Raw genomic sequence first — 18,070 nt, forward strand, 5'->3', positions numbered from 1 at the left:
GTGGGCTGCATAGATGTTGAGGCCTGCATAGACTCGGGTCATGCGGCTCATGATCGCCGGTGGTGGCGGCTTCCGGGTACCCCTTGTCTACCGGGCTTTATGCGCGGGCCCGTTCGCCGGACTGGTGGACGAGTTGGTGCTGTACGACGTCGACGCCGGACGGCTCGCAGCCATCGAGGCCGTGATTGGGGACATGCCCCCGGCAGGCGGTTCCACTCCCGTCGTCGTGGTGTCCACGGACCTGCGGGAGGCCCTCACTGGGGCGGACATGGTCTTTGCTGCCATCCGGCCCGGTGGCACCGCCGGCAGGATCGCCGACGAACGCGTGGCCTTGGACCTCGGTCTGCTTGGCCAGGAAACCACAGGCGCCGGCGGCATCTCCTATGCCCTGCGTTCGATCCCCCGCATGCTGGAACTGGCCGAGGCGATGCGACGCCACTGCCCCGAGGCGTGGCTTATCAATTTCACCAACCCCGCCGGCATGGTCACCGAAGCACTGGAGCCGGTGCTGGGGCGCAAAGTAATCGGTATCTGCGATTCCGCCGGTGGCCTGGTCCACCGGGCGGCGCGGGCTGTTGGCGCGCCGCTCACAGAAGGAACGCTCGACGGCGTGGGCTACTTCGGCCTGAACCACCTCGGTTGGCTGTATCGGCTGGCACCCGGCGGGCAGGATCTGCTGCCGGGCCTGCTTTCCGACCATGCGGCCCTTGAGTCCCTGGAAGAGGGCAGGCTGTTTGGGCAGCACACCTTACTGCAGCTTGGCTGCCTGCCCAACGAATACCTTTACTACTACTACCAAACGGCGCAGGCTACCGACGCCATCCGCCGGCAGCAGGAAACGCGTGGAGCGTCCATACACCACCAGCAGAGTGCCCTGTATCCAGCCCTGGCAAAGGCCCCGCACGCCTTTGAGCTGTGGGACGGCGCCCGCCGGGCCCGCGAGGAAGGTTACCTGGCCGAGGCGCGTACGCGTGGAGAGCAACGGGACGAGTCTGATCTCGCAGGCGGCGGCTATGAGCGCGTGGCGTTGTCCGTGATGCGGGCACTGTCCGGCGGCGGTTCTGCCCAGCTGATTTTGAACGTGCCCAACGCGCCGGTGCTGCCGTCAGGCGCCCTGGCCACAGCGGAGGTGGCCGTGCCCGGGCTGCCGCCGGACGCCGTCGTCGAGGTTCCCTGCGAGGTAACGCCCGACGGCGCGTTGCCGCTTGCGCAAGCACGGCCCGGCGGGCAGTTCCTCACGCTGATGCAGCACGTCAAGGAGGTGGAACGGCTGACCATCCGCGCTGTGGCCCATGGAGAGCGCAGCGCTGCCGTGGGTGCCTTCGCGGCGCATCCATTGATCGGATCGGCGGAGCTGGGCGAACTACTCCTCACAGGGTACGAGGCAGCCTTTCCCGAACTGGCGCAGTTGTGGGGCCCTAAAGCTTCCGATACATGACGTGCAGGCCGACGTACCCGATCTCCGGGTGGTCAAAGGCCTCCGGGACCGTAGCGAGGATCCGGAAGCCCATGGACTGCCACAGCCACACTGCCCGGACGTTGCTCTCCACCACGGCGTTGTACTGCATGGCGTAGAAGCCCGCCGCCTTGGCCTCACTCAGCGAATAGGCGCAGAGGGCGCGGGCGATGCCTTGGCCTGAGTTGTTGGCCCCCACCATGTACCCGGCGTTGGCAATGTGGTTGCCGCCACCGGCTTGGTTTGCGTGGAACTCTCCTGTTCCCAGGATCTGGCCCGTGTCCTTGCCCACGGCCACGAACGTCTGGCCGGGAGCGTCCTTGGTCCACTTGTTCCTGGCCGCTTCCTCGGAGGTGTCGCGATCCCAGGTGAAGGTCTCGCCGGCCCGGATTACCGGCTCCAGGATGGCCCAGATACCGGGCCAGTCTTCAGGGGTGGCTTTGCGGATGTCGAAAGTCTGTTCTTGGCTCACAGCGGCCACGCTAGCAGCCTTGTCCAGAACACCGGGTTGCCGTGGGGTGGCTTTGATCAGCAGGAGTAGTGTTTTCTGCAGGGCAAAGGCGTGTTGGCTGTTTGCTGTTTGCTGTGAGTGTCAGGAGGAATGCGGTGCCGTTGATCCGTCGTGTGGCGTTCCTGTCCTTGCACACCTCCCCCATGGAGCAGCCGGGTGCCGGTGATGCCGGTGGAATGAACGTCTACGTCCGGGCGTTGGCCATGGCACTCGCGGAGTCCGGGGTGGAGGTGGAGATCTTTACCCGTTCCACCAAAGCGGGCCAAGCCGCCGTCGAGCATCCAGGTCCCGGCGTCTGCGTCCACAACGTCATGGCCGGGCCGCGCCGGAAACTGCCCAAAGAAGAATTGCCTGCCCTCCTGCATCAGATGGTGGAAGAAATCGACAGGATCCGGGGAAGCCAACTTCACGGCCGCTACGATGCCATCCATTCGCACTACTGGGTTTCCGGGGTGGCAGGGCTTGAGTTGGCCCAGCTTTGGGGTGTTCCGCTGGTCCACACCATGCACACCATGGCCAAGGTCAAAAACCTGGTCCTCGAATCCGGCGAACGCCCCGAGCCCCGGCGCCGCGAGGAGGGTGAGCAGCGGATTGTGGATGGCGCAGCCCGGCTGGTGGCCAACACTCCTGCCGAGGCCGAAGAACTGGTGTCACACTACGGTGCCGATCTTGACCGGATCGACGTCGCGCCGCCGGGCGTGGACCTCAAAGTGTTCACACCGTCTTTTCGGCGGAAGTCGCGATCCTTGCGGGGTGTCAGGCCGGACAGTTTCCATATCCTCTTCGCCGGCCGCATCCAGCGGCTCAAGGGCCCCCAGGTGTTCGTCAAAGCCGCGGGAATCCTGCGCAAGCGCAGGCCGGACATTGACCTTGAGATGACCATTCTGGGATCTCTTAGCGGGGCCAAGGATTTCAACCTTCAACACATTATCGAAGACGCCGGACTGGCCGACGTCGTTACTCATCGGCCGCCTGTCGTGGCGCCGGAGCTGGCCAGTTGGTTCCGTTCAGCAGACGTCGTTGTCATGCCCTCGTTCAGCGAATCCTTCGGTTTGGTGGCCTTGGAAGCACAGGCGTGCGGTACACCTGTGGTGGCCACCAATGTGGGTGGCCTGTCCCGCGCAATTTCCGACGGGCGCACGGGCATGCTGGTGGACGGGCACGACCCCTCCGACTGGGCAGACGCCCTGGAAGACCTCTACGATGACGTCCAGACCCGGGAAGACATGGGCCGGTTGGCGGCCACCCATGCCGAATCCTTCGGATGGCAACGGACGGCAGCCATCACCTTGGAAAGCTACCGCGAAGCAGTAGGTGGCCTGCTGGTTCCCCGGCGCTGAGTCTTCGCCGGATCCCCCGCAGGGACTGATAGATTGTCGCGCACAGCGAACCAACGCCTGCAGCACCAACCCCGCTGCGGGGACACCCAGCCGAAGGACAACGATGTCTGAGAACAAGGTCATGTCTGATCTTGAAATTGCCCGCAACGCCACCATCCTGCCCATTGTGGACATCGCCCAACGCGCGGGCATCACAGTGGATGCCCTTGAGTTGTATGGGCCCTATAAGGCCAAGATCAATCCAGCCAAGCTGGTCCTCCCGGCACGCACAGTACCTGGCAAGGTGGTCCTGGTGTCTGCCATGTCCCCCACCCCGGCGGGTGAAGGGAAGTCCACCACCACCGTGGGGCTCGCAGACTCGCTGGCACGCGCGGGACACAAAGTGATGATCGCCCTGCGCGAGCCATCCTTGGGTCCCATCCTGGGCATGAAGGGCGGAGCCACCGGCGGTGGTTACTCGCAGGTGTTGCCGATGGATGACATCAACTTGCACTTCACCGGCGACTTCCATGCGATCACTTCCGCCAACAACGCCCTCATGGCACTGGTGGACAACCATATTTTCCAAGGCAACGAACTCGGTATCGATCCCCGCCGCATGACCTTCAAACGCGTGCTGGACATGAACGACCGTGCCCTGCGGGAAGTAGTCATCGGCCTCGGCGGGCCTGTGCAGGGCGTGCCCCGGCAGGATGGCTTCGACATCACTGTCGCGTCCGAAATCATGGCGGTCTTCTGCCTGGCCACGGACTTGGACGATCTCCGCTCGCGGCTGGGTCGGATCACCTTCGGCTACACCTACGATCGCGCGCCGGTCACCGTTGCCGACCTCGGCGTTGAGGGTGCCCTGACCATGCTGTTGAAGGACGCCATCAAGCCCAACCTCGTCCAGACCATCGCCGGGACACCGGCTTTGGTCCATGGTGGCCCGTTCGCGAACATCGCCCACGGCTGCAACTCGTTGATCGCCACCAGCACGGCCATGCAACTCGCAGACATCGTGGTCACCGAAGCGGGATTCGGAGCAGACCTCGGCGCCGAAAAGTACATGGACATCAAGGCGAGAATCGCCGCGGTGGCGCCATCCGCCGTCGTGGTGGTTGCGACCATAAGGGCCCTCAAGATGCAGGGCGGGGTCCCCAAGGACCAACTCAGCCGACCGAACGTCGAAGCCGTGGCCGCCGGGGTGGAGAACCTCCGGAGACACGTCCGGAACGTCGCCAAGTTCGGCATCTCCCCCATTGTCTCCATCAACAAGTTCGGCACGGACACCCCCGAAGAACTGGAGTGGCTGCTCGCCTGGTGCGCCGCGGAAGGTGTTGAAGCCGCCGTCGCCGACGTCTGGGGCCGGGGCGGCGGAGGCGACGGCGGTGACGACCTCGCTGCCAAGGTCGCAGCTGCGCTTGACGCGCCCTCCGATTTCCACCACCTCTACCCGCTGGAAATCCCTGTGGAGGACAAGATCAGGACCATCGTGCAGGAGATCTACGGGGCCGACGGCGTCGAGTTCTCGGTTCCCGCCCTGAAACGCCTCGCGGAGATCGAAAAGAACGGTTGGTCCGACTTCCCCGTCTGCATGGCCAAGACACAGTATTCCTTCACGGACGATGCCTCCCGGCTGGGGGCGCCCAAGGGATTCACCGTGCACGTCCGCGAGCTGATCCCCAAGACCGGCGCCGGGTTCATTGTCGCGTTGACCGGCGCTGTCATGACCATGCCCGGACTGCCCAAGGAGCCGGCCGCGATGCGCATGGACGTGGACGCCGAAGGACAACCCACCGGCCTCTTCTAGCGCTCTCTCACATCCCGCGCCCTTCCAACCAACGCTCTCTCACATCCCGCGCCCTTCCGGCCAGCGCTCTCTCACTCTTTTGAGAAAAGTGAGCGAGCGTCCGCACCAAACCCAAGGGACGTGAGAGAAGGTTCGGAGAATGGCAAACGCCCCCGTATCGGATACGGGGGCGTTTGGTGTGACAGAGGTGTTTAGCGCTCGATGTCGCCGCGGATGAAAGCCTCAACCTTCTCGCGGGCGAGGTCGTCGTTGAACTGCTCCGGCGGGGACTTCATGAAGTAGCTGGAAGCAGACAGCAGCGGGCCGCCGATGCCGCGGTCCAGGCCGATCTTGGCGGCACGGATGGCGTCGATGATGACACCTGCGGAGTTCGGGGAATCCCAAACCTCGAGCTTGTATTCGAGGGACACCGGGGCATCACCGAAGTTGCGGCCTTCGAGGCGGACGAAGGCCCACTTGCGGTCATCGAGCCAGGCAACGTAGTCGGACGGCCCAATGTGGACGTCATCGGCGTGCAGCTCGGCCTCAACATTGGAGGTCACAGCCTGGGTCTTGGAGATCTTCTTGGATTCGAGACGATCGCGCTCCAGCATGTTCTTGAAGTCCATGTTGCCACCGACATTCAGCTGGTACGTGCGGTCCAGCGTAACGCCGCGGTCTTCGAAGAGCTTGGCCATGACACGGTGCGTGATGGTGGCACCGATCTGGCTCTTGATGTCATCGCCCACGATCGGGACACCGGCCTCAGTGAACTTGTCAGCCCACTCCTTGGTTCCGGCGATGAAGACCGGGAGTGCGTTCACGAACGCAACACCGGCGTCGATGGCGCACTGGGCGTAGAACTTTGCAGCCTGGTCCGAACCGACGGGCAGGTAGCAAACCATGACGTCAGCCTTGGCCTCGCGCAGCGCTGCGACGATGTCCACCGTTTCGTCCGGTGCCTCAACAATGGTCTCGCGGTAGTACTTGCCCAGGCCGTCCAGGGTGTGGCCGCGCTGGACGGTGACACCAGTGGCGGGGACGTCGGCGATCTTGATGGTGTTATTTTCGCTGGCGCCGATGGCGTCGGCCAGGTCCAGTCCAACCTTCTTGCTGTCGACGTCGAAAGCAGCAACGAACTGGACGTCGTTGACGTGGTACTGGCCGAACTCGACGTGCATCAGACCCGGGATCGTGGCCTTGGGGTCAGCGTCGCGATAGTACTGAACACCTTGGACCAGCGATGCGGCGCAGTTACCTACGCCGACAATGGCAACACGAATCGGATGTGAAGACACGGAACTCCTTTTGAGAACTAAACCTCATGTGCCAGGCGCAGCCCTGACTGAGTCCAGGGCACGACTGATTGGCACGGCGCCATTCGGCGCACTCTTGCATTGTAACCAACACAGCAGGGGCCGGCTTTGTTCCCGGCCGGCCCCTGCTGTTTTATGGCGAAACTTCCGAGGCTACTTCTGGGCCCACCGGTTGATGTCCGACTCCACAGCGAACTCGTCGATCGCCGTCAGCTCATCAGTGGTGAACTTCAGATTGTTGATGGCGCTGAGCGTGTCCTCCAACTGGGCCACGCTTGAGGCACCCACCAATGCGGAGGTCACCGGCGAGCCCTTCGGCTGGTCGCGCAGGATCCAGGCGATGGCCATCTGGGCCAGCGTCTGCCCGCGACCTTCGGCGATGGCGTTCAATCCCCGGACCCGGTCCAGCTTCTCCTCGGTCAGCTGTGCTTCGGACAGGAACCGCTCCTTGGCGGCCCGTGAATCGGCCGGTACGCCGTTGAGGTAGCGGTTGGTGAGCATTCCTTGGGCGAGGGGCGAGAACGCGATGGAACCGGCGCCTACTTGGTCCAGTGCCTCGTAGAGATTGGGCGTGCCGTTCTCCGTCCAGCGGTTCAGCATGGAGTAGCTGGGCTGGTGGATGAGCAGCGGGGTTCCGAGCTCCTTGAGGATCCGGGCAGCTTCAAGGGTCTGCTCCGGGGTGTAGGAGGAGATGCCAGCGTAGAGCGCCTTGCCTGATCGAACAGCGTAGTCCAAGGCACCCATTGTTTCTTCCAGCGGAGTCTCGGGGTCGGGACGGTGGCTGTAGAAAATATCCACATAGTCCAGGCCCATGCGCTCCAGCGACTGGTCCAGGCTGGAAATCAGGTATTTGCGGGATCCCCACTCGCCGTACGGGCCGGGCCACATGTAGTAACCGGCTTTGGTGGAGATGACCAGTTCGTCACGGTACGGCTTGAAATCATCCTTCAGGTGGCGCCCGAAGTTGGTCTCGGCTGAGCCGTCCGGCGGTCCGTAATTGTTGGCGAGGTCGAAGTGGTTGACACCGAGATCGAAGGCGCGGCGCAGGATGGCACGCTGTTCGTCAAAACGTTTGTCATCGCCGAAGTTGTGCCAGAGTCCCAAGGAGATGGCGGGGAGCTTGAGTCCACTGCGTCCGACGCGGCGGTAGGGCATGGTTTCGTAGCGGTTTTCCGCGGCCGAATAAGTCATACGTACTATCCTGCCACTGCACAATCCAGGGTGACGGCGGTGTCCGCCATGTGGGCGCCGTCACCCCGGATTGTGTATGGCTTAGTTGACGCGCACGACGGCGGCGCTCCCGCCGGGAAGCGTCAGTGTTCCCTCATCGAGGACTGCTTCATGGTCAGTGGCCAACAATATGGAGCCGCTGAGGGGTGTCCCGAGTGCCTCGTCACCGAAGTTGCACACCACCCGGACAGTGCCGCGGGAGATCTGCAGCCAGTGTTCGTCGTCGTCGTATTCCACCACTGTGCTGCCGAAGCCACCGTCCACCAACTCGGGGGTGTTTCGGCGCAGTTGTGCTAAATCCTTGTACAGCTGGAGCAGGCGTGCATGGTTTCCCTCGCCGGCTTCTTCCCACTTGAGTTTGGACCGGAGGAAGGTTTCCGGGTCCTGTGGGTCCGGCACCACCGCGGGGTCCCACCCCATGCGTTCGAACTCCTTGATGCGGCCCTCTGCGGTAGCCTTCCCGAGCTCGGGCTCCGGATGGGAGGTGAAGAACTGCCACGGCGTAGACGCACCGAATTCCTCGCCCATGAAGAGCATGGGCGTAAATGGAGATGTCATGGTCAGCACAGCACCGATGGCCAGCTTCCCATAGGACAGCGACGCGGTGAGGCGGTCACCGATGGCGCGGTTGCCGATTTGGTCGTGGTTCTGGAGGCAGACAACCAAAGCTGACGGGTGCGCCAGATCCCTGCGGATGGGCCGGCCGTGGTGCCGTCCGCGGAAGCTGGAGTAACTGCCATCGTGAAGGAATCCATGCTCCAGCACCTTGGCCAGGACCGCCAGTGAATCGAAGTCCGCGTAGTAGCCGGTGGTTTCCCCGCTCAGGTTGACGTGAACGGCGTGGTGGAAATCGTCGCTCCACTGCCCATCAAGTCCGTAGCCGTTGTCCTTGCGTGGATATATGAGGCGCGGGTTGTTCAAGTCCGACTCAGCGATCAAAGTCCGGGGAATTCCCGTCTCGGCCTCGATCTGATCGCCCAGAGCCCCGAACTCCTCCAGAATGTGGACGGCCCGTTCGTCACGCAGCGCGTGGACGGCATCGAGGCGGAGACCGTCCACATGGTAGTCACGGAGCCACATCGCCGCGTTCTCCAGGATGTAGCGCCGGACGTCGTCCGAGCCTGGGCCATCCAGGTTGACGGAGTCACCCCACGTATTTCCCTCCCCTGATTTCAGGTAGGGGCCGAACTTGGGCAGGTAGTTTCCGCTGGGTCCAAGGTGGTTGTAGACGACATCCTGGATGACGCCCAAGCCGGCAGCATGCGCGGCGTCCACGAATCGCTGGTACGCCGCTGGGCCGCCGTAGGGCTCATGGACGGCGTACCAAAGCACTCCGTCGTAGCCCCAATTGTGGACACCGTTGAAACCGTTGACCGGAAGTAACTCGATGAAGTCCACGCCAAGGTCCACCAAGTAGTCCAGCTTGGCAGCGGCGGCATCCAGCGTTCCTTCCGGTGTGAAGGTACCCAGGTGAAGCTCATAGATGACGGCTCCCTTGAGCTGCCGTCCCTTCCAAGCCGAGTCCTGCCACTCATGGATGGAGGGATCGAACGTGGCGGACAACTCGTGCACTCCGTCCGGCTGCCTCCGCGAGCGCGGATCAGGGAACGGACCCTCTCCGTCCACGATGTACCCGTACGGTACACCGTCACTTTCCTGGCCAGCCACATCAGCCGGCGCCCGCCACCAGCCCGGGGCGGCGGCGTCGTGGTGTTCCATGGGGTACTCACGTCCATCGGCAACAAGCCGGACCGAGTCGGCGTTCGGCGCCCAGACGTCGTAGCGGTTTTTTCCAGCAGCGTGCTCCAGCATCATGCTCCCTTATGCGTGTTCAAGCGTGCGTTGCAGTGATGGTTTGCGGTGGTGGGGATCAGTCCGTAGGCACCAGCAGTGCCACGGGGTACTGCTCCAACAACGTGGCCAATTGGACAGTGCCGGCACTGTATGTGTGTCCGGTGAGTTCGTCCCGGGCGTTGACGGACAATTCGATGATTGTGTCCCGCCAGCCGCCTTCCCGCGCAAGCCGCTTGGGCAGTCGGGTGGCAACCGTGAGGGCACCGCGCCGATCAGCTCCGCGGTCGAAGGCCACTACGTGATCTGCGGCCGCACCTTGTGCGACCACCGGCAGGTATCCGCCGAAGAGCTCAGGCCGATCGCGCCGCAACCGCAGCGCACGGGACACCACCAGCAGCTTGGCTGCCTCATCCGTGAACTGTGGCGCAGCGCCGTTGTCCAGCTCCGCCAAGGCAGTCATACGGGCCTGGAAGTCAACGGGCCGCCTGTTGTCAGGATCAGTCAGGGAGCCGTCGCGGAATTCCGTGCCCTGGTAGACGTCAGGAACCCCGGGCATGGTCAGCTGGACCAGCTTGGCCGACAACGAGTTGGACGTCCCGTACGGTTCGAGCTCAGCGACAAAGTTGGCCAGCGCCGCTGCAACCTCCGGCACATCAAAGACAGAGTCGACGGCGGCAGCCAAGTGGCGCTCGAAGTCCTGGTTGGGGTCGGTCCAATTTGTCGAGTTACCGGCCTCGCGCGCCGCCTTCAGGGCATACGACTGAAGACGCCCGCGGTCTGCCGGCCACGCACCAACAATTGACTGCCACACCAGCGCGGCCAACGGGCCGTCCGGAATCGGGGCCAACTCCTGCACTGTCCCCAAGAAGAGTTCCCACTCCGGGACGGCCTCGGAAATGACCGAAATACGCGCCCGGGCGTCCTCGCTTCGCTTGGTGTCATGGGTGCTCAGCGTGGTCATGGACAACGGCAGGACCTGCTGGCGGCGGGCCATGCGCTCATGGAAGACCCCGCTGGACACGGCGAATTCGGTGGGATCGGCCCCTACCTCGGTGAGGGTACCCAGACGGGTGTAGCGGAAGAAGGCTGTGTCCTCCACACCCTTGGCCATCACCATGCCGGAGGTCTGCTGGAAACGCCGGGCCAAGGCGCCGGTGGAATCGAGCAGCAACGGCGTCAGGTCTTCCAATACCGCCTTGAGATCTGCACGGTTTTCCGCGGCATGGCGGATGGATTCCACCAGGACGTCCTGACCGTACGGGAGGTAGGTGCGGTAGATCGGGAAGCAGCAAATGACTTCCGCGATGGCATCGGCCACCTTGTCCGCCGGCAAGTCCATGGAAGGAGGCACCAGGCGTGCGAGCCTCAGAATCTCTGACCGCAGGATGCCATCCGCAATACGGCGCTTGGTCCCGTGGATCATCTCCTCGTAGTCCGCCGGGGCATCCGCATCCCGCAGCCTGGCGTCGAGGGAATCGAGGTATTCCTCAGCTGCGGGGTCCACGAAAAGCCGGTCCACGTCAGCGAGGGCGTCATAACCGGTGGTACCTTCGCAGTCGAAGGTGTCCGGCAACTGCTCCCCCGGCTCCAGGATTTTCTCGACAAGCAGGTACGCGCCGCCCGTTGCTTCCCGCAGCCTGGCCAGATAGCCCTCGGGATCCGCCAGGCCGTCCGGATGGTCGATCCTGAGCCCATCCACCAGTTCCTCACGGAACCACCGGACGATCTCTTCATGGGACTCGTCGAAGACCCATGGGATCTCCACCCGGACACCAGCGAGGGTATTCACCGCGAAGAACCTGCGGTAGTTCAGTTCGGCGTCGGCCCTGCGCCAGCCGATGAGCTGGTAGTGCTGCCGGGCGTGGACGTCCTGGGGACTGTCACCAGGGGCAAAGGTGCCCTCGGCCAAGGGAAAACGGTGATCGTAGTAGTGCAGTTCACTGTCCACCACAGTGAGTTGCTCCAAGTCCTCATCGCTGCCCAGGACCGGAATACGGATTTTCCCCCCACCGAAATCCCAATCGACGTCGAAGGCCTCGGCGTACTTGGACCCGGGTCCTTCCTTCAGGAGCTGCCACCACCAGGCATTCTGCCCGGCCGAGGCTACACCCATGTGGTTGGGCACAATGTCGGCCAGAATGCCCAAGCCCTGTTCCCGGGCCGCCTTTGAAAGTGCAGCGAGCCCCTCGGGACCACCGCGCGAGGGATCCACGGTGGAGGGATCGGTGACGTCATAGCCGTGATCCGATCCCTCCTCCGCGGTCAGGATGGGCGAGAGATAGACCCAGTCCACCCCGAGGGTCCGCAGGTAGCCCGTGAGCTCCGCCGCGTCCTGGAGTGTCAATTCTGGCCGGATCTGGAGCCGGTACGTCGAGACGGGAGTCCTCATGAATCCGCCTTCTTCGTTGCTCCGGACTCCTCGTCGGCCGGGGCGTCTCCCTTGTAGTCGAAGGGCAGCGACGTCACAGCAGGAGCCGTGATGGACGCCGTTTCCGGAGTGCTCGTCTGGGTCAGCGCAGCCAGTGATGCTGCCACGGAGTGGTCAGGCTCTATCTCGGGAGTGCTGTGCGCACGCAGTACTACCAGGGACTTGGCACCGACCATGAGGATCTGGTCCGGCTTGACGACACCCGCCTCGGCACCTTCTCCGGCGGTGTCGATCATGACATCCCATGCCGGTGCGTATTCATCCGAGGGAATCCGGAAGCCTACCTCGTCCTGATCCGCGTTGAAGTAGAGCAGGAAGTTGACGTCGGTAATGCGCCGTCCTTGGTTATCACGGCCGTGAATACCATCGCCGTTCAGGAAAACACCAACGGAGCGTCCCAGCGCTTCATCCCAATCCGAGGGACTCATGGTGCTCGCGTCAGCGTCCAACCATACGATGTCCGGCAGACGTTCGCCTTCGCCTCGGAGCACCGGGCGTCCATCAAAGAACCGGCTTCGTCGAAGGCTGGGGTGCTTGGCACGCAGTGCGCACACGGCCGCGGTGAACTCGATGAGCGGCTGGTCCACGTTCTCCCAGTTGATCCACGTCAGTTCAGAGTCCTGGCAGTAGCCGTTGTTGTTGCCGCGCTGTGTCCTGCCGAGCTCGTCGCCGTGGAGCAGCATGGGTACACCTTGCGAGAGGAACAGCGTGGCGATGAAGTTGCGCTGTTGGCGCGCCCTCAGGCCCAGGACTGTGGGGTCCTCGGTGGGTCCTTCGGTGCCGCAGTTCCACGAGCGGTTGTGGGATTCGCCGTCGTTGTTGTCTTCGCCATTGGCCTCATTATGTTTTTCGTTATAGGAAACGAGGTCGGCCAGGGTGAAGCCATCGTGGGCAGTGACGAAGTTGATCGATGCCACCGGACGGCGGCCCGAGTGCTCATAAAGGTCTGCGGAGCCGGTCAACCGGGACGCGAATTCACCCAAGGTGGACGGTTCCCCGCGCCAGAAGTCGCGGACAGTATCGCGGTACTGGCCGTTCCATTCGGTCCACTGCGGCGGGAAGTTACCCACCTGGTAGCCGCCGGGACCAACGTCCCACGGCTCGGCGATGAGCTTCACCTGGGAAACCACCGGATCCTGCTGGATGAGTTCGAAGAAGGTTGAAAGCTTGTCGACGTCGTAGAACTCGCGGGCCAGCGTGGACGCGAGGTCGAACCGGAAACCGTCCACGTGCATCTCGGTCACCCAGTACCGCAGGGAGTCCATGAGCAGTTGAAGGGAGTGCGGGCTCCGGACATTCAGCGAGTTTCCCGTGCCGGTGTAGTCCATGTAGTACTTCTGGTCGTCTTCCACCAGGCGGTAGTACGCGGAGTTGTCAATCCCCTTGAAGGACAACGTGGGGCCCAGGTGGTTGCCCTCTGCCGTGTGGTTGTACACCACGTCCAGGATGACTTCGATGCCCGCCGTGTGCAGGGCACGCACCATGGCCTTGAAGTCCTGGACCTGCTGGCCGGTATCGCCCTTGGAGCTGTAGCTGTTGTGGGGCGCAAAGAAACCAATGGTGTTGTAGCCCCAGTAGTTGTTCAAACCCTTGTCCTGCAGAATGCCGTCGTTGACGAACTGGTGCACCGGCATCAGTTCAATGGCGGTGATTCCCAGTTTCTGCAGGTGCGAGATGACCGCCGGGTGGGCCACACCGGCATAAGTACCACGCTGTTCTTCGGGTACCTCCGGGTGCATCTGCGTCAAGCCCTTAACGTGGGCCTCGTAAATGACCGACTTGTGGTACGGAATCCGCAGAAGCTTGTCTCCGTCCCAGTCAAAGAACGGGTTGATGACGACGCCCAGCATCATGTGCGGTGCGGAGTCCTCATCATTGCGGGAATCCGGGTCCCCCAGGTTGTACGAGAACAGCGCCGGGTCCCAGTCGATCTGCCGGTGGATGGCCTTGGCGTAAGGATCCAGCAGCAGCTTGTTGGGGTTGAAGCGCTGACCGGCGTCGGGGTCGTAGGGGCCGTGCACACGGTAACCGTACTTTTGCCCCGGCTGAACCTGCGGAAGGTAGCAGTGCCATACGTAACCATCCACCTCGGTGACTTCCACGCGGACTTCCCCGCCGTCGTCGTCAAAGAGGCACAACTCTACTCTTTCGGCCTTCTCGCTGAACAGCGCGAAGTTGGTGCCGGTGCCGTCAAAGGTGGCACCCAGCGGATAAGCCGATCCAGGCCAGACTTCCATGCGTTCTCCTCTTGATGATGCGAACAACTGCTGCAAGCCTACTCATGACCCATGACACGGACAGTAACCTTAGGGTCTTGGACGGTCGCATTCCGCGTTGAGCGAACCGATGACGCCTGGTACCGCTGCCATGATCGCCGACGCTGTAATGGGGCCGCCGGCCAATTCCGCGGACGCTGCCGTTCCTGCGCGTCCATGGACGCTCGCCGCAACAGCAGCCACAGCAGCCCAGCGGTCGGCAACGTCCAGTCCCAAGCCGGCATAGGCGCCGTCGTCGTCCTTGATCGTTTCCGCGCTCTGCGCCAGCAACGCGCCCAGCACTCCTCCCAGGACATCCCCGCTTCCCGCAGTCGCCATCCACGCGGTGCCCTCGGATTGGCTGAAAACAACGCCCGACGGCGACGCCACCAGTGTGGTGGCTCCCTTCAGGAGCACGGTGGCGCCCGTTTGTTCGGCGGCCTGCCGTACGAAATGCAGCGGACGCGACTCCACGTCATCACGGGTCACAGCTACCTCCCCCGTGGACGGAAGGGAGTCCAGAAGCGTAGCCAGTTCTCCAGCGTGTGGCGTCAGTATCCAATGGGGCGGGCAGCGCTCCGGAAGGAGGCTGAGTGCACCAGCATCCACCACCACCGGCACATCGGCGGCCAAGGCAGCCGCAGCAGCGTCCCTCGCGCGCTCCAGCTGCTCTTCCCCAGCAACGCCCGAGCCCAGCAACCACGCCTGGACGCGGCCGGGTTCGTCGGGTTCCCAGAGAGCTTCGGGGGTTTGGGCGAGCACCAACTGTCCCACCGTTTGGGGGCCGGCGTAGCGCACCATCCCAGCTCCTGCGAGGGCTGCGGCATGCACACCCAAGACAGCAGCACCGGGAAACCGAACCGAACCGGCTACGACGCCCAGGACACCCCGGGAGTATTTGTGTGCCCGGCGGCCAGGATGGGGCAGTACTGCCCCTACATCCTGGGAGGTGAGGCGGCGGAGCTCCGGCTGCTGGGACGTTAGCGATCCTTCGATGCCGATCTCCACCAAGTGCACCCGCCCGGCACTGCCCTCACCGGGATCGGTCATCAGCCCTGCCTTCACGCCTCCAAAGGTGACTGTGACATCTGCTTCCAGCACCGGCCAGTGAACTTCACCGCTGTTGGCGTCCAGGCCGCTGGGGAGATCACAGGCCACTACCAACCGTGGACGCAGTTCCTGGAGGCACGCAACCAGTTCCGCTGAAGGGCCACGCAGGCCCCCACGCGCACCCGTCCCGAGCAGGGCATCGATGACCACATCGCCGGCGGCGCACAGGACCGCGAGTTCTTCAGCATTCCCGGGTTCGAGGTACAAGGTCCTCCCGTTGGCTGCGGCAAAAGCAGCCAACGCCTCCGGGTGTACTTCAGCCGAGGCGAGTACCGCCGTCGTTCGCATCCCCCGGCGGGCGAGCAGGGAGGCGGCGAAGAGACCGTCCCCGCCATTGTTGCCCTTGCCTGCCAGGACAGTCACACTGGTGCCCGCCAGCCTGCGCCGGGTTTTGACCTCGCGCACCACGGCTTGGGCCAGCCCGAACGCTGCCCGTTGCATAAGAACAGCGCCCTCACCGGCGTCAAGGAGCGGTTGTTCCGCATCCCTGATCTGTTGTCCGGTGAAGGCGCTGATCATTGCTGTTGAGAGTCCGTCTAGCCCTCGGCGAGGACAGTCGCCGTAGCGATGCCGCCGTCGTGGCTCATGGACAGGTGCCAGCGCTTGACGCCCTTGGCCTCGGCCACTGCCAGCACAGTTCCCTTGACCTGGACTGTAGGACCGTTCTCATCGAGACCGATCCAGCAGTCCTGCCAGTTCATGCCCGCGGGAGCACCCAAGACCTTGGCCACGGCTTCCTTGGCCGCAAAACGTGCGGCCAAGGAGCGGGTGTTGAGTTCCCGTTCGGCAGGAACAAACAGGCGGTCCCGGAGTCCGGGCGTCCGTTCCAGCTGCCGGCCGAACCGTTCGATGTCTACGACGTCTACGCCAATGCCAACAATCATGGCGTTATTCTACGGTCACGCTCTTGGCGAGGTTACGCGGCTGATCCACGTCATAGCCCTTGGCTCCGGCCAGTTCAGCAGCGAAGATCTGCAGCGGAACGGTAGTGAGCAACGGCATCAGCAGCGTGGGCGTTTCAGGTACGTAGAACACATGCTCTGCATAGTCCTTAACCGACTCGTCGCCTTCTTCAGCGATCACCAGGGTACGGGCACCACGTGCACGGACTTCCTGGATGTTGCTGACCACCTTGGAGTGCAGGGAGTCGCGGCCGCGCGGAGACGGCACCACAACGAAGACCGGCTGGCCGTCGTCGATCAGGGCGATCGGACCGTGCTTGAGCTCGCCGGCGGCGAAGCCTTCAGCGTGGATGTACGCGATTTCCTTGAGCTTCAAAGCACCTTCGAGGGCAACCGGGTAGCCGACGTGGCGGCCCAGGAACAGCACGGATTTTTCGTCCTTCATGCTGCGGGCGAGCTCGCGCAGGGGGCCTGCGTTGTCCAGGATTTTCTGGATCTTGGCCGGGATCTTGTTGAGGTCCGCGAGGACGTCCTTGATCTGGCCGGAGAAGATGTTGCCGCGCAGCTGAGCCAGGTAAAGGCCCAGCAGGTAGGCGGCAGTGATCTGCGCCAGGAATGCCTTGGTGGAGGCCACTGCGATTTCCGGGCCGGCGTGCGTGTAGAGCACGGCGTCGGATTCGCGCGGGATGGTGGAACCGTTGGTGTTGCAGATGGAGATCGTCTTGGCGCCCTGTTCACGGGCGTAGCGGACGGCCATCAGCGTGTCCATGGTCTCGCCGGACTGGCTGATGGAAACCACCAGCGTGTTGGAGTCGACGATCGGATCGCGGTAGCGGAACTCGTGGGCGAGCTCCACCTCCGTGGGGATGCGGCACCAGTTCTCGATTGCGTACTTGGCAACCAGGCCGGCGTACGCCGCGGTGCCGCAAGCGAGCACGATGATCTTGTCAACCTGCTTGAGGAGCTCCGGATCGATGCGGACCTCGTCCAGGGTCAGCTTGCCATCAAGATCCGAGCGGCCCAGGAGGGTCTGCGCAACGGCGTCAGGCTGGTCGTGGATTTCCTTCTCCATGAAGGAGTTGAAGCCACCCTTTTCGGCAGATGCCGGGTCCCAGTCAACGTGGTATTCCTTGCCTTCGGCGGGAGCGCCGAAGAAGTCGGTGATCTCCACGGAGTCCGCGGTGATGGTGACGATCTGGTCCTGGCCCAGTTCCACGGCACGACGGGTGTAGTCGATGAAGCCGGAGACGTCGGAGCCAAGGAAGTTCTCGCCTTCGCCCAGGCCAACCACCAGCGGGGAGTTGCGGCGGGCAGCTACGACGACGTCGGGCTGGTCTGCGTGGACTGCAAGAAGGGTGAAAGCGCCTTCGAGTCGCTGGCAGGCCAGGCGCATCGCTTCGGTGAGGTTTCCGCCGTCGCCGTTGAGCTGGGTGCGGAAGATGTCGCCAACCAGCGCGGCGGCAACCTCCGTGTCGGTTTCGGACTCGAAGGTAACGCCCTTGGCCAGCAGTTCCTGCTTGAGCTCTGCGAAGTTCTCGATGATGCCGTTATGAATCAGCGCAAGGCGGCCGCCATCAGAGAGATGCGGGTGCGCGTTGCGGTCGGTCGGCCCGCCGTGGGTGGCCCAACGGGTATGGCCGATGCCGGTCAGGGATTCAGGTACTGGATTTGCTTCCAGTTCACTGATCAGGTTGCTCAGTTTGCCGGACTTTTTACGGGACGAGATTGCCCCGTCAGCCACCACTGCGACGCCTGCAGAGTCATAGCCGCGGTACTCAAGACGACGCAGCCCTTCCACGACGACGTCAAGGGCGCTGTGACCAGCTGCCTTGCGAGACGAATTGCCAACATAGCCTACGATTCCACACATGGGTACAAGCCTAACGGCTAGCGCAAACAACTGACGTGGGACATCCCAGCTCTTCCCGTTGCCGCTATGATGTCCGGCCCCCACAAT

The 18,070-nt window shown here is 63.3% G+C and carries 12 protein-coding genes; 3 read left to right on the forward strand and 9 right to left on the reverse strand.

Annotated elements, in window-relative coordinates; genetic code table 11:
* The first annotated feature begins 40 nt into the window (after positions 1-40).
* Positions 41-1,438 (forward strand): 6-phospho-beta-glucosidase, encoded by a 1,398-nt coding sequence (locus AYX22_RS15450; RefSeq protein WP_207594206.1) that lies wholly within the window; start codon positions 41-43, stop codon positions 1,436-1,438.
* Here the strand turns inward: AYX22_RS15450 and AYX22_RS15455 are convergent.
* Positions 1,419-1,937, reverse strand: a complete 519-nt coding sequence (locus AYX22_RS15455; RefSeq protein ID WP_207594207.1) for a GNAT family N-acetyltransferase — start codon at positions 1,935-1,937, stop codon at positions 1,419-1,421. The two genes, AYX22_RS15450 and AYX22_RS15455, sit on opposite strands and share 20 nt — an antisense overlap.
* Before the next feature lie 125 nt (positions 1,938-2,062).
* Between AYX22_RS15455 and mshA the strand changes: the two genes are divergently transcribed.
* Both mshA and AYX22_RS15465 read left to right on the forward strand, forming a co-directional pair.
* The gene (gene mshA, locus AYX22_RS15460; protein ID WP_207594208.1) at positions 2,063-3,307 is read left to right on the forward strand and encodes a D-inositol-3-phosphate glycosyltransferase; all 1,245 of its coding nucleotides are present in this window, start codon (positions 2,063-2,065) and stop codon (positions 3,305-3,307) included.
* A gap of 103 nt (positions 3,308-3,410) precedes the next feature.
* The gene (locus tag AYX22_RS15465; protein WP_207594209.1) at positions 3,411-5,099 is read left to right on the forward strand and encodes a formate--tetrahydrofolate ligase; all 1,689 of its coding nucleotides are present in this window, start codon (positions 3,411-3,413) and stop codon (positions 5,097-5,099) included.
* A 191-nt stretch (positions 5,100-5,290) separates the two neighbouring features.
* Here AYX22_RS15465 and AYX22_RS15470 read toward each other — a convergent pair whose 3' ends face one another.
* The 8 genes from AYX22_RS15470 to glmS form a co-directional block, all read right to left on the reverse strand.
* Positions 5,291-6,376 (reverse strand): inositol-3-phosphate synthase, encoded by a 1,086-nt coding sequence (locus AYX22_RS15470; protein ID WP_207594210.1) that lies wholly within the window; start codon positions 6,374-6,376, stop codon positions 5,291-5,293.
* A 171-nt stretch (positions 6,377-6,547) separates the two neighbouring features.
* Positions 6,548-7,585, reverse strand: a complete 1,038-nt coding sequence (gene mgrA, locus AYX22_RS15475) for an L-glyceraldehyde 3-phosphate reductase (protein ID WP_207594211.1) — start codon at positions 7,583-7,585, stop codon at positions 6,548-6,550.
* 81 nt (positions 7,586-7,666) lie between these two features.
* Positions 7,667-9,436 (reverse strand): malto-oligosyltrehalose trehalohydrolase, encoded by a 1,770-nt coding sequence (gene treZ / locus AYX22_RS15480; RefSeq protein WP_207597609.1) that lies wholly within the window; start codon positions 9,434-9,436, stop codon positions 7,667-7,669.
* A 58-nt stretch (positions 9,437-9,494) separates the two neighbouring features.
* A complete protein-coding gene (treY, locus tag AYX22_RS15485; protein WP_207594212.1) occupies positions 9,495-11,807 on the reverse strand; it encodes a malto-oligosyltrehalose synthase in 2,313 nt (770 codons plus the stop codon).
* Positions 11,804-14,083, reverse strand: coding sequence for a glycogen debranching protein GlgX (glgX, locus tag AYX22_RS15490; protein ID WP_207594213.1), 2,280 nt, complete (start codon positions 14,081-14,083; stop codon positions 11,804-11,806). The genes treY and glgX overlap by 4 nt, the downstream gene beginning before the upstream one ends.
* A gap of 69 nt (positions 14,084-14,152) precedes the next feature.
* Positions 14,153-15,730: an NAD(P)H-hydrate epimerase gene (locus AYX22_RS15495; RefSeq protein WP_207594214.1), complete on the reverse strand. Its 1,578-nt coding sequence runs from the start codon at positions 15,728-15,730 to the stop codon at positions 14,153-14,155.
* A 17-nt stretch (positions 15,731-15,747) separates the two neighbouring features.
* A complete protein-coding gene (locus AYX22_RS15500; RefSeq protein WP_011775548.1) occupies positions 15,748-16,095 on the reverse strand; it encodes a holo-ACP synthase in 348 nt (115 codons plus the stop codon).
* Positions 16,096-16,099: 4 nt separating this feature from the next.
* Entirely contained in the window at positions 16,100-17,983 is a 1,884-nt protein-coding gene (gene glmS, locus AYX22_RS15505; protein WP_207594215.1) for a glutamine--fructose-6-phosphate transaminase (isomerizing), read from the reverse strand.
* Positions 17,984-18,070: the final 87 nt, after the last annotated feature.

This window comes from Arthrobacter sp. D5-1, assembly GCF_017357425.1.
Lineage (GTDB): Bacteria > Actinomycetota > Actinomycetes > Actinomycetales > Micrococcaceae > Arthrobacter.

Bases quoted from the DNA above. Each gene is read 5' to 3' on its own strand.
- AYX22_RS15465 (WP_207594209.1), top strand. From the start codon at position 3,411: ATGTCTGAGAACAAGGTCATGTCTGATCTTGAAATTGCCCGCAACGCC.
- glgX (WP_207594213.1), bottom strand. From the start codon at position 14,083: ATGGAAGTCTGGCCTGGATCGGCTTATCCGCTGGGTGCCACCTTTGAC.
- treZ (WP_207597609.1), bottom strand. From the start codon at position 9,436: ATGCTGGAGCACGCTGCTGGAAAAAACCGCTACGACGTCTGGGCGCCG.
- mgrA (WP_207594211.1), bottom strand. From the start codon at position 7,585: ATGACTTATTCGGCCGCGGAAAACCGCTACGAAACCATGCCCTACCGC.
- AYX22_RS15450 (WP_207594206.1), top strand. From the start codon at position 41: ATGCGGCTCATGATCGCCGGTGGTGGCGGCTTCCGGGTACCCCTTGTC.
- AYX22_RS15500 (WP_011775548.1), bottom strand. From the start codon at position 16,095: ATGATTGTTGGCATTGGCGTAGACGTCGTAGACATCGAACGGTTCGGC.
- treY (WP_207594212.1), bottom strand. From the start codon at position 11,807: ATGAGGACTCCCGTCTCGACGTACCGGCTCCAGATCCGGCCAGAATTG.
- glmS (WP_207594215.1), bottom strand. From the start codon at position 17,983: ATGTGTGGAATCGTAGGCTATGTTGGCAATTCGTCTCGCAAGGCAGCT.
- AYX22_RS15495 (WP_207594214.1), bottom strand. From the start codon at position 15,730: ATGATCAGCGCCTTCACCGGACAACAGATCAGGGATGCGGAACAACCG.